Source organism: Thiomicrorhabdus hydrogeniphila, from assembly GCF_054656895.1.
Map to the genome: position 1 here is coordinate 45,285 of NZ_BAAHXL010000001.1, position 13,027 is coordinate 58,311.

A 13,027-nucleotide genomic window follows, 5' to 3' on the forward strand; every position below is an offset into this window, starting at 1 on the left:
GCAAACCTAGAGATTAGTCCAACTTTCTAAGCTGCCTGTGCGGCAGTGAACTACCTATGCTGACCTATTAGCGTTCTCAGCATTTTCTAAGCTGCCTGTGCGGCAGTGAACTTCTCAAGCGAACGTTGCACGTTAATGATGGTTTTCTAAGCTGCCTGTGCGGCAGTGAACGTTTAGCAACTAATTCTTCAGACCCTGCCACTTTTCTAAGCTGCCTGTGCGGCAGTGAACAATGCCTAGAATGAGATAACCATTCTTCATGTTTTCTAAGCTGCCTGTGCGGCAGTGAACAATGAACAGGTTAGAATCTCGAATAATGAACATTTCTAAGCTGCCTGTGCGGCAGTGAACACTACTCAATTATCGACTACAGCTTTCGTTAATTTCTAAGCTGCCTGTGCGGCAGTGAACCATTCAGCTTCGGTTCTGGAGAAGACGCAGGATTTCTAAGCTGCCTGTGCGGCAGTGAACGTCATAGTTCCAAGCGCGACTAATTTCTCTGATTTCTAAGCTGCCTGTGCGGCAGTGAACTTCCGAAGTAAGCACGTAAAAGAATAGCAAGTTTTCTAAGCTGCCTGTGCGGCAGTGAACAAGAAAGGCCACCGATCAGATAAAACCGATTATTTCTAAGCTGCCTGTGCGGCAGTGAACAAGTAAACCATGTCAAGTGTAAGCTTTAACGATTTCTAAGCTGCCTGTGCGGCAGTGAACATATCAAGACAAACAACGGTGGCGCGTTCGTTTTTCTAAGCTGCCTGTGCGGCAGTGAACATATTCACAATCTAGCTTTAACATTACGTTATTTTCTAAGCTGCCTGTGCGGCAGTGAACAAAAAGCTGCGCGAATTTGTCGGCGGTACGGTTTTCTAAGCTGCCTGTGCGGCAGTGAACTGCTGCTGCAGTTTCTTTAGGGTTTGAATATTTTTCTAAGCTGCCTGTGCGGCAGTGAACGATTATAGATGAATGGCATAAACAGCGTAATTTTTCTAAGCTGCCTGTGCGGCAGTGAACCGGGACAGGAAGCCGTATCAATCGATGAAACATTTCTAAGCTGCCTGTGCGGCAGTGAACCTTCTAGGCGTTCACTAAAGAACTGTGGTTCTTTTTCTAAGCTGCCTGTGCGGCAGTGAACTTAATAGATCGTTCCAATCGAGCTCCGTTTCATTTCTAAGCTGCCTGTGCGGCAGTGAACGTATGGTTGGCCAGTTGCAGGATTTATGTTTGTTTCTAAGCTGCCTGTGCGGCAGTGAACGCAAGTCAAAGACAACAACTTTGATGACTTATTTTCTAAGCTGCCTGTGCGGCAGTGAACTTACAACTCTCTATGATCATGATGCAAGATATTTTCTAAGCTGCCTGTGCGGCAGTGAACCTAGGGTCGCTTTTAGGTAGCGGCCAATGGGTTTTCTAAGCTGCCTGTGCGGCAGTGAACATGTCTCCAGGGTACTCCGAGGAGTTGACACTTTTCTAAGCTGCCTGTGCGGCAGTGAACATCTGCCAGATGGTCAGGTAGTCACCCTTGATTTTCTAAGCTGCCTGTGCGGCAGTGAACTCTACACGTTGCACGCCTGGTTGATGCAATGCTTTCTAAGCTGCCTGTGCGGCAGTGAACGGCGGGAATATTGGCCAGAAGATGCGTGGTACTTTCTAAGCTGCCTGTGCGGCAGTGAACACTAATATTTTAACTGCTTATGCGGCGGCCTGTTTCTAAGCTGCCTGTGCGGCAGTGAACAGCTTGTAAAGGCCATATTTCCAAAGACTATTTTTCTAAGCTGCCTGTGCGGCAGTGAACGCTTTATGCCACAGTCGTATGCTTGCAGAAAATTTCTAAGCTGCCTGTGCGGCAGTGAACACTGCCGTTTTTGGTGGTGTTGAATCGGGTAATTTCTAAGCTGCCTGTGCGGCAGTGAACTTCAACCAATATCAATTGGTGTTAATTTTCTATTTCTAAGCTGCCTGTGCGGCAGTGAACTGATGGCACAACCACTTATGCCTCATTAACGTTTTCTAAGCTGCCTGTGCGGCAGTGAACGTTGTTTTGCACAATTACAGATCTTCTTTAGATTTCTAAGCTGCCTGTGCGGCAGTGAACGGTCTGATGCAAGTTAAAAACGGTTTTGATGCTTTCTAAGCTGCCTGTGCGGCAGTGAACATTTATCATTTTTAGTTACATCATCAAAACTTTTTCTAAGCTGCCTGTGCGGCAGTGAACAAAAAGCAGGCTCTTTAACTGTAGATGCTGACTTTCTAAGCTGCCTGTGCGGCAGTGAACTACGTTTACATGATTCTCTTTTAAAGCGACTATTTCTAAGCTGCCTGTGCGGCAGTGAACTTATGAGGATTCAAAAGTTGTTCGCCCTGAATTTTCTAAGCTGCCTGTGCGGCAGTGAACATGCACTAAAATCGATGGCTAGTGGCTTTGTATTTCTAAGCTGCCTGTGCGGCAGTGAACTTGGATAAGCTGCTGCATCGATAGCTTTTGATTTTCTAAGCTGCCTGTGCGGCAGTGAACAAACCTAATAATAAAGATAGCCCACAAACATATTTCTAAGCTGCCTGTGCGGCAGTGAACAAACCTAATAATAAAGATAGCCCACAAACATATTTCTAAGCTGCCTGTGCGGCAGTGAACGAATTGCATGGTTTGAGAACGGTAATCATTCTTTTCTAAGCTGCCTGTGCGGCAGTGAACAAACCACCGATGCATATGCAGTATCAGAAATTTTTCTAAGCTGCCTGTGCGGCAGTGAACGAACGAGTGTGGCTTTTAGATAACGGCCTATTTTTCTAAGCTGCCTGTGCGGCAGTGAACTCAAAAGGCATCTGCAGGACGTAGAAGGTCAGTTTCTAAGCTGCCTGTGCGGCAGTGAACAATGAATTAGCTGGTGTTCTGAAGGGTGTAACTTTCTAAGCTGCCTGTGCGGCAGTGAACTCAAAAGGCATCTGCAGGACGTAGAAGGTCAGTTTCTAAGCTGCCTGTGCGGCAGTGAACAATGAATTAGCTGGTGTTCTGAAGGGTGTAACTTTCTAAGCTGCCTGTGCGGCAGTGAACATTGAACTTGATATGTAAATCCTTACGACTAATTTCTAAGCTGCCTGTGCGGCAGTGAACGCTTCAATGGGTGCAGCACTGCATTTTTTAGGTTTCTAAGCTGCCTGTGCGGCAGTGAACAGTAAGTGTTGGGCTTTGTCTTTGCTTGGCATTTTCTAAGCTGCCTGTGCGGCAGTGAACATTGGTTTTAGGTACTATTGCACCTTTTTTAATTTCTAAGCTGCCTGTGCGGCAGTGAACGTTTTCCGGTTCGATGTTAAAGGTCTGCATCATTTCTAAGCTGCCTGTGCGGCAGTGAATGCCGTGCCATTTCTTTTTCATTTCAGTTTCCATTTCTAAGCTGCCTGTGCGGCAGTGAACTTAACGATATTCATAATCCGATGTTTGTTCAATTTCTAAGCTGCCTGTGCGGCAGTGAACAAATGATTATTAACTTGCAAATAATCTTTCTGTTTCTAAGCTGCCTGTGCGGCAGTGAACTTCACAGGCGTTCTTTCATCGGTTTCTGACCATTTCTAAGCTGCCTGTGCGGCAGTGAACATTGATACCATACTCAGTATCCATCAAATACTTTTCTAAGCTGCCTGTGCGGCAGTGAACATGCAGAGCTAGAGGCTCTTTTAGATTTGGATTTTCTAAGCTGCCTGTGCGGCAGTGAACTTTGACTTGGATGGTTTTGCTAAAAGTCTACGTTTCTAAGCTGCCTGTGCGGCAGTGAACGCCCTATGATATTTTCAGGCTCGATGTTATAGTTTCTAAGCTGCCTGTGCGGCAGTGAACAGTTAATTAAAACTGAAAATCCTTTTAATCTCAAATAGAAAAGCCATTTTTTCCTTGTTTTACCAATGAAAAAATGGCTTTCTTTAACTTATTGATTTTTAAACTAAAATCTTAACTGTTAAAAATAAAGGTCAAAACATAGGTAATGCATAGTTTAATCCTAAACCATATGAGGTAAAAATTTTGTCGTTTGTTACATTTACTTTTTTATCACACGCTATAAAAAGCTTAAACCGATGACCATTACTTAAACTTTTTAAATTTATAAAAGGTAATCGACTAAACTCTTCTTCTCGTTCATTAAAATGTTCTAGAGCCTCTTCAAAAGTAATGTTATGCCTTTTTGCTCTTCGTCTTGCCAGTCTCACATTACTACTTTTGGGTCTATATCCTTTAAACAGTGTGTATTCTGTGATTGTGTCAGGAACCAATCTAACACTACTAATATGGACATAGTCGGCTAATCGATTAAACCATTGCGTTAAATTAAGCTGATTGAGTTCTTCTTCGGTGGAAGCAAAAAGTCGTAACTTATCACCTAGCTGAAATGTTTCGGCACTGTATTCTGGAAAGGTAATGCCAATTTTATTCACATCACCTTGTTGAGTTTCAGCGAGTGCTAAATGCACTTGCTGAAAGGCTTTTTCCCAGAGCACATAAACTGAAATTTCAGCATCAGGCAACAATTGCAGTTGCTGATAATATTTCATAGTTTATTCCTTTCCACTTTCACCAAAAACACCGCCGCGAACTAAGACGGCCATTACATAATGGGCCTCTTCTTTTGCAGCCAGTGTTTCGCCCGTTGCAAAACGATCAAATAAGCTAAAGAAATCGGCTTTCTGCTTTGGATTGCGGTACGCAATACCTAAGTTGGTTACAGCACCATAAGGTTCAACAGCGATAGGCCCCGTGGTAACTTCGGCAAAATCTGGATACCAAGTGTCGATGCTTCTAAGAGCATTTCCAATTTTTTGAGAGTGCATGCCGGCAATGCCGTTAATTTGATATAACACTTTGCTTTTGGTGCCTTTGGCATTACCCTTATCAAGAACGAGTTCTTCACTTGGGTAAACATCCTGGGCAGAACCCATTTGTGCGAAAGCTTGAATCTCAAGTTGCAAAAATGCTGTTTTGCCCGATAAAGCATCCGCAATCATGTTACTTAATGCCTCTAGTTCTGGAGAGGTTTGGTCAAAATTTTTGGTGCTAAAACTCAATGCGTCGAATGACCATTCTGTTTGCAACCCTTCATTAATCACTTTTACATTGACTTCAATACGCTCAGCTCCCACTCGATTACGCCATAAAAAACGACCATTGGCGATATTGATGGCATAACGTTTGGCTAATTCTGTAAAGCCTTCTGATTCAATATACCCTTTGGCGGCCTGAGTATAGGTTGTATTAAATGCTTGATTATTGCAGGCGGACGGATTTTCAACGCCACTTAGCACTTTAAGAGAAAAAGCCAATTTTAAGGTGTCCTGCTCAGGTGCTAAACCACAGCTATCCACCTTTTGTAGATTCGCTTTTTCCACTTCTGCATTTAACTTTAATGGGTCTTTTTGAACCGCCGCTTTTAAGCGATTAGAGATGGTACCTCTCACCGATTTTTCTTTTAATGCAAGAGGTGTTGCTGAAGATTTACGATTATCCCAAGACGTGCCGTACATAAAGCCATCAGAAGGGACTAATTTTTTTTCGAATGCTAAAACAGAAGCAATGTTTGTTTTTGCCATGAGATTTCTCCTATTGTGAAATATTGTGTTGTGTTTGGGTACAGAAATAAAGGTTATTGGTTAAATCGGTTTGGTAGCGCCAAAGCAGCTGGTTTAAATCGGTGATGCGATAAGACATTTTAAATTCGCCCAGTGTGACTAAGCTTTCGGCAAAACGATGTGGCGTTTCACTGTCGCGTTGGTTCTGAGCTTTGCCAAGCTCACTAATGCCATGAAAGCCGGTTGCAATCGGTACAATCCAACCCGATTGTGCTCGGCTAGACGACCAAGTAACATGACCTTCTTCATCAAGTTGACTAGAATGGGTTACCTTTAATCCATCTAACAAAGCATCTAAAGCGTCTTGCCCTGCCTCCATCGCCTCTTGCATTAATTCTTTTCGCTCGATGAGTGCATAACCAGGCATCAGTTGTGCCATTAATTTTCTATGTTGGGTTTCGTCATTCACCACATTTGCAACTGGCGTTTTAAATGACAAAACATCACCAGAAGCCATTTTTAATGTCGATAAAATCTCGCTTAATTTGCTTAAAAAATCTGCCATTTCATTTTGATAAATGCCTTGGTATTCAAGCACCAAAGACACCTCTAAATGACAGCGAGCTTCTTCTATAAAAGAAGGACGTTTACCCGACTTATCCAAAGGATTAGCTGTGCCAATAATTACGGATTCATAGGCATTAACGTCTTTATGAGTTTGTAAATCTAAATGATGGCAAACTACGCCAACAGCATCAAAACGAATCTGCTCAAAGCCTTGAGTTTGTAATTTTCTTTGTAAAGCATGAACAGCACCCAACCAAGCGGTCATTGCCGGAAAACCAATCGTGTAAGGGCTGGACATGGCATTGGCATTGTGAACTTTAATGTGCGGAAGAGTAATCAATTTCATAGCAGGCCTCCCATCAGGTCTTCCACTTGTTGGTCAAGAATATCTTTTACGGGTTTTATTTGTTCTGCTCCAAGTGCCTTAGATCGTTGAATAATTTTTTTGTTTAAATAAACCGATAAAAACCATCGAGAGATCTTTTCTTTAATTTTTGGTAACCATTCATCATCCGTTTCTCGTTCAGCTTGATAAAAATTATCAAGCCAAATTTTTTGTTCTAAGGGCAAGTTCTGAAAACCTTCTTTTTGACTCCAACCCGCTTCGATTTGACGAATTTGCCATGCCTTTTCAATAACACGTTCAAAAATAAAGCCCATCACATTGTCTCGTCCTTGACGGATGTCAATATTATTAATGTCGGCTTGAATTAAGCGGTCAAAAGTCTCAAAACTTTCTTTTAAATGCCAAGGATTAATACAGTTAATAAAAAAGTCTGTTTTGGGTAAACGCTGGTGGTTTGCTGCCAAGGTTGGCGGTAAACAAGGTAATAAATAGCTGGTCCCCCCATTTTGTGAATTTAACACGCTAATATTCTGTGGCTTAGTGCCACCAAATCCAATAGTCGTTAAGCCATAGATGTCTGAAAAACCTGTTTCGTGTTCAATGTTTTTCTTTTTCGCTTCTTTAGCCTCTTTTGTTTGTTCTGAAAAACGAATTTCTCGAATACGATTTTTAAGTTCAAACATGGCACCCGAAGGGGTAAGCATTGAAAGTAGATGATAGTCATTTTCAGCGATAGGGAAATAAACCTGTTTAATTGAACCATGTGTTCGTAAGCTAGGGTCTTTATCGGTTTTAATACTCAAAAAGCCGGCTCTTAATTCCTCATAGTTCTGATTAGGGAATGAGAACTGTTGCTTTACTTCTTCGGTATTTTCATCAAGATGTTGCAGCAGCGTTTTTTCATCTTGTAATGCCAAAGTTAAAAACTTAAAGACATCTAAGGCTGCAGCATTCCCAATCACATCCTCTTTTGATTGAAGATTGCCTGAACGCAAATAACCATCCGCATTAAAATCTGCCTGTGCCAAAATATGATTGATTTTGGCATTGGGATGGCTAAATTTAGGCGGATGACTGACTAATGAAAGTTGCCCAGCTCGTTTGGCTGCATCTGCAATCCAAACTGCGGGTTGATAAGCTTCTTGAATAAGTTGTGTTTCAATCGCTTGTTCTTCATCGGTCATACTGGCCGTTATTTTTTTCTTGAGCCGCTCGCTTTTGCGTAACTCAAGAAATTCTATAATCGCTGGATCGAGCATTTAATTTCCTCCCCTTTTTAATCCTAATTCGTGGCTGTATTCAAATGTTTCTATTTGGTCTGTTTGATAAATAGGCAAGTTCAGTTCTCCATATTTCAAAGCTGTGTTTTTCACAGAATCCCCTTTTTGTTTGGCCAATTCAAAAAGCTGTTGTTGGTAATCTCTTTCTAGCCAAAGCCTTTCTTTTAGACGCTGACTAACCCTTTTGTTATTAATGGTATGCAATGTTTCAAACGTTTCGAGTTTGGGGGTAAAAAACTTGGTTTTATATTTTAGCTGTTCATCTTCATAAACCGCATAGACCTTTTCACCTTGACTGCCTTCACGAAAACGATTGGCTTGCTGTGGTAACCCCGTTAGCCACCAAACTTCAGTTAACCAGCCAGAATGGGTTTTTGCACCTTGTTGATTGAAATTGGCAAGGGATTCTTGAATGGCATAATGTTCTAAATCGGCCAGTTTTTGTTGTGGTTGTAAGGTTTCAGGTTTTTGAATTCTAGGTGTAGCATCCAAACGCTCTTGCAATAAATTCCAATCCATCAACTCTTTTAAGTCATGCGTTTTTAATGGAAACTGCCGGGTTTCATAACCAGGCCTGGTAAAAACTGGATTGTTTGTGTCATTCTTAGCACTTTTAAAGCCTTTTAAGTTAAATTGCAGCAGTGCAATATTTGCTTCTTGAGGGACTTTTTCTCTGTGACGTAATACTCGCCCTGCTAATTGAATAATGGAGCGGTAAGAGGAAGGTTCAACAACTGCCCAATCAAAATCGTGATCTCGCCCAACTTCTTCAACAGGTGTAGCGACTAAAATAAAAATCACTTGGTTGTGCTGAATTTGATTAAGGTGCGAACGAATCACTTCATTTTCAAAAATCGCTTGTTCATTGGTGCGTTTTAAAATGCTATCAAGATATTGTTCTTGTGAATGACGCATCAACAAAATTTGTTGACTGTGATAAGGCATGATTCGAATTTCAATGTCATCAGGCCAATCGGCTTCGGCCAGAAACTCTGTTAAGGCAATTACAGGCGCAATATTCGCCATGCGAACAACCCCAAATGACACGTGCTTTTGTGAAGCCTTATCCGTCACCGCATGCTGATGGTGTTTTTGGATAATTTCGGATTGAATCACTTCAAAATACTCCGATTCAGTCATCGATTCTTCACCCGGTAAAGCAAAACTATCCGCCGGTTTTGGCTGACAAGTCACTAAACACGCTTTACGTTTAACCGATTGCTTCTGCAAAGATTGAATTCGCTGGTTTATAAAGTTTTTGTGAGCATCTTGATAAGCAGTGACTTCGGACTTGGCGGTTGAGCGGATATTTTCAATTACGCTACCAAACTCATCGACCCAAGCACAACCGATATTCTGTGAGACGTCTCGGGTTTGGCTAAAAATATGCCACCCTGTTTGATACGCATTGAATAAACCTAACGCTAAATCGGGCGGAATGGTTGCTGAAGAAATCATCACTTTTCGACCTAACATGCCCGCCAGATGAATTAAACGTGCTATGGCAACTAGGTCTTTTCCATCAAAATCATCGATTTCATCAATGACTAAATCTGAAGATAACAAGCGTAAAACAGGCAATAAATAACGCCCCCCTTTGATGGTTTCGGTGGCTTTCATTAAATAATCAATGGTGCAACTTAATACAGGAGCGTAGAGAAATTTTTGGCTTTTACTATCGGTAAGGAGAGTGCTTAAAATGGTGTCATTCAACTCAACCGAAAAATCAATTTCTTCGTCAAAAAGACTGTTCGATGATGATGAGCCTGTAAACATCCCTTCCGTTTTTTCTTTAACTTCTTTGCTTTGATTGTGTAACTCTAAAACCGCTTGAGAACCAATTAAGACCGCCAATTCAGTATCATCCAAACCCATTCGATGGCGATATTCATCACCCGTTTGCAACGTTAATGTACGAAGTCCTAAAGCCAAAATATAGCGTAAGCTGTCGCCGTTTTCAGATAAAGCACGCATAATTTTGGCATTTGCAAAGGTTTTACCCTTACCTGTACTCGCCATATTGACTGCAAAGAAACCATAATGTATTTGTGAGTTACTTTCAGGCTGCGACTGTCTCCATTGTTGTATTTTCTGCACGGCTTTATCTTGCCACTGAAACGCTTTAGGACTTTTCTGTTTAAGCACTCGAACATCCTGAGCAACGGGTAAGACCTCTGACCCATTAAAACTTGGTAATAGATGTGCTGCTTTTAAACCTTGCTGCATAACACCAATTAAGTGTTCATCTAGACGCTGTTTAAAGGCTTTGGTTTTCCGGTCGGTATTGGCATAGAGCGGAAAACGCTTATCCCCAATTTTTGGATCGGTATCTGCTGATGAATATTGATGATCGCCCAACATTAATGCGGTGCGCGAGAGCTGCAGAATTAAACGCCAAGCACCGTTTAGCATTGATTCTTCAATTAAACTCGAACAGTCTAAAAATTTTGAGGTCCATTTTTTTGCTTGCTTTTGCCAAGCTTGAGATTGCAATGGCAGCCCTTTTGAAAACTGAAAACACTGTTCAGCTTCGCTGCTGTTTTTAGGATTTAGGTAACTCCAGTCAGCACTTAAATAGCTAAGCAAGTCATCAAATGACTTAGCTGGTGTGTCTTCAGCCCAATTATCGATATCTTCTTTTTCTTTAAATTGCGGTAATCTGTGGTGACTTAATATCAACCAAACAACCAATTTTGCTGCTGACGGTAATGACTTCAGCGGGTTGCTTTCTTTACTGAGTAAAGCAATCCATTCATCTTGATTAATTTTGTTTTCAGTTAGCTTTTTAAGCCATTCTTCATCCGTTTTATCTTTTGAAATGGCCACAATAAATAATACAGAAATCCATTCGTGGCGTAATGGATCAGCAATAGGTTTACCGGCTTTTAGCTTGGCTTGAAAAAAATCAGAAGCCTTTCCCCAATCGTGAAACAACGCAGAAATAGCGGTAAGAGATTTAATTAAAGGCAAATAACGCCAATCATTTTCCCATTGGGTGTTTATTAAGTTTTTCTGCGTGCTATTAACGGGAACCTGCCCTAAAAAATTAAATTTATTACGTTTACCAACAATCCAAACTAATTCACTTTGATGGCGATTTCGTGTCCAATGACAAGCGACAGCCGTATTTTTTGAGGCGGTTTGACGTAGCAGTTTTTTGACGGTATTCAATCCTTCTTGAGTAATAAGGGTTTGCCATGTGTTATCTCCTATTCGGTTAGCAAACGCATCCAATACCCTGCGCGTTTTCTTAAGTGCATTTTTCTCACATTGAGAAACAAATGTGACCATCATAAGGCTTGCCCTTCTAGACTCATTTTTTTAACCGTATTAAACATAAAGTCTAGTGCGTGCTGCTCGGTAAAAGCGTTTAAGCAGGCCTGGCGAAATTCTTGTTCGGTTAACTGTTGATTGGCACTGATAAACGCTAAAGGCAGTATTAATGAATCTTTAACGAGGTCAGCCACATCAAATACCAATGCTCCGCGACGTGTTTTACCATGCATCACCGCAAAACCGTGCGGAATCCCAATTACCCATAAAGTGGTTGCCGCTAAACCATACGCTAAGTAATTACCATGGTTTAAAAACGCATTCGCGGTATCTATGCCATCATGTTCTCGGGTAAAACTTTTAAGTTGCGTTCTATTAGCTGCGATTTTATAAAGCTGCTTCGTAAACCTCGCCTCTAATGACAATAAGTCTTGAACTGTTTCGCGGGAATCAATTTGACTCGAAAATTGCTCAATGGCTTTTTGAATGTCAATATCATCTAAATAGAATCCTGCATTTTGTAAATCTCGATTGTTACCCCAAACACGTTGCAAAAAACTCAAACGTGCATGTTGAAATTGTTTAGCAACCGCTAAACGTTTACTATCATCAAACCAAAACTGCATCCAACCTTGTAAATATTCGGTAGGCCGATATTCACTTTGAGGCGAAAGCCATTCCACCTCGGTGGCTGCAATTAATGGCGTTCCGCCACTACCTGAGAAACCAATTAACACGCCCGCAGATGCAAGCATTCGTACTGCAGCTTGAGTAATTGAAGTGCCAGTTCCCAACAAAATAACCGTGGTGTTCGCAATCGGAATATTCCAATATTGCTTTTCAACTTTGTCTTCTGTTAGGTAAAGCACGCGCCCGTCTTTTTGCATGACTCGGCATTTTTCTAAGTAGTAAATATTGGCTCTTTTTGAATGTAAAATGGCTTTTAAATCCGTTAATTGTTCCAATTTAAACTCCAATTAGTTTTCTGTTTATTACACCTTATCAAATGGTTGGGACAAAACGTGTCCCGCTAATCATTTGTATATTTTTCTAGTGTTTTTTGTAACTTTTCTTTTAGTTTTTCTCTTAATTCTTTTGGTGCTAGCACTTCAATTTCTGCCCCGTATTGCAGGATATCTTGTATGAGTTCTTCGTCTTTGTTGTAGGGTATTTGTAGTTGGTAGCTGCCGTCTTTATGATATTGGCTAATCTGTTGTGGATGCCACATTTCATCTTTTACCCATCTTGCGATGTAGGGTGAGAATTTTAGAATGGCTTGTTTATCTGCTTTGCCTGCGTAGATTCCATAGCTGCTTTCAAAGTGGTCTTTTAGGGTTTCTTTTGAAATAATTTGAATGGTTTTTTCGAGTATTTTGAGGTCTTTAATGGCTTCTAATGCAAAGGTTCTTAAGCTATTTTTTGAATGGCACCAGGCATCTAGTTTCCAATTATCTCTGTAGCGTACAAGCTGTTGTGGTGATATGGTTCGTTCTGAATATTCGTCTCGCTCTCTAATCCAATAGGTCATTTTGAGCTGTTTTTGCTCTGCAAGAGCTTGAGTGATTGTTTGAAAAACAGTTTCTGATAGTTTGCTATCTGATATTTCTATGAGTTTGACAAATTGGGTAAGGTTTTTACCTGTTACTTCTGTTTTAAGAAGTTGTTGGAGTTTGTTTTGTAAAGGGTGTAATTGTTTTTTAAGCCCTCCAGGAGAGAGCTGCTCTATGATTTGATTGAGGGCAAAAAGCGATTCGATTTCTTGTTTGTTAAACCAGTAGCCGTGAATTTCAACAGAGTGTGTTTTTGATGGGTCTTTGTGAAGGCGTCCATTGTGAATAAACCAGGGTGCATTACGTTCTTCGATTAAGAACTGTAAATCCCTTCTGAGGGTTTTTTCAGAGCATTCATAATCATTGGCAAGTTCAATAATTTGAATTGATTGATGAATTTGACTGATTTTTTCAATTAAAAATCGTTGCCTTTTTTCTTTATTCACGGCGATTACAAA

General features: G+C 41.0%; 7 protein-coding genes and 1 CRISPR repeat array (1 of these 8 running past the window's edge). All 7 genes read right to left on the reverse strand.

Going from position 1 to position 13,027, the window contains the following annotated elements:
* Nucleotides 1–3,832: direct repeats of the CRISPR family, unit length 28 nt; unit sequence TTTCTAAGCTGCCTGTGCGGCAGTGAAC; it begins 3,281 nt to the left of the window's first position.
* 131 nt (nucleotides 3,833–3,963) lie between these two features.
* Nucleotides 3,964–4,542: a type I-F CRISPR-associated endoribonuclease Cas6/Csy4 gene (gene cas6f, locus ACYQ0E_RS00160; protein WP_460186244.1), complete on the reverse strand. Its 579-nt coding sequence runs from the start codon at nucleotides 4,540–4,542 to the stop codon at nucleotides 3,964–3,966.
* Between the two features lie 3 nt (nucleotides 4,543–4,545).
* Complete coding sequence (gene csy3, locus ACYQ0E_RS00165) at nucleotides 4,546–5,574, reverse strand: type I-F CRISPR-associated protein Csy3 (RefSeq protein ID WP_460186245.1); 1,029 nt, start codon at nucleotides 5,572–5,574, stop codon at nucleotides 4,546–4,548.
* Nucleotides 5,575–5,584: 10 nt separating this feature from the next.
* Complete coding sequence (gene csy2, locus ACYQ0E_RS00170; protein WP_460186246.1) at nucleotides 5,585–6,466, reverse strand: type I-F CRISPR-associated protein Csy2; 882 nt, start codon at nucleotides 6,464–6,466, stop codon at nucleotides 5,585–5,587.
* Nucleotides 6,463–7,725: a type I-F CRISPR-associated protein Csy1 gene (gene csy1, locus ACYQ0E_RS00175; RefSeq protein ID WP_460186247.1), complete on the reverse strand. Its 1,263-nt coding sequence runs from the start codon at nucleotides 7,723–7,725 to the stop codon at nucleotides 6,463–6,465. Before csy1 ends, csy2 begins: the two co-directional genes overlap by 4 nt.
* On the reverse strand, nucleotides 7,726–11,040 hold the full coding sequence (gene cas3f, locus ACYQ0E_RS00180) for a type I-F CRISPR-associated helicase Cas3f (RefSeq protein WP_460186248.1): 3,315 nt from the start codon (nucleotides 11,038–11,040) through the stop codon (nucleotides 7,726–7,728). It abuts the gene before it with no gap.
* Entirely contained in the window at nucleotides 11,037–11,984 is a 948-nt protein-coding gene (gene cas1f / locus ACYQ0E_RS00185) for a type I-F CRISPR-associated endonuclease Cas1f (RefSeq protein ID WP_460186249.1), read from the reverse strand. Before cas1f ends, cas3f begins: the two co-directional genes overlap by 4 nt.
* A gap of 65 nt (nucleotides 11,985–12,049) precedes the next feature.
* Nucleotides 12,050–13,015, reverse strand: coding sequence for a helix-turn-helix transcriptional regulator (locus ACYQ0E_RS00190; RefSeq protein WP_460186250.1), 966 nt, complete (start codon nucleotides 13,013–13,015; stop codon nucleotides 12,050–12,052).
* Nucleotides 13,016–13,027 lie beyond the last annotated feature (12 nt).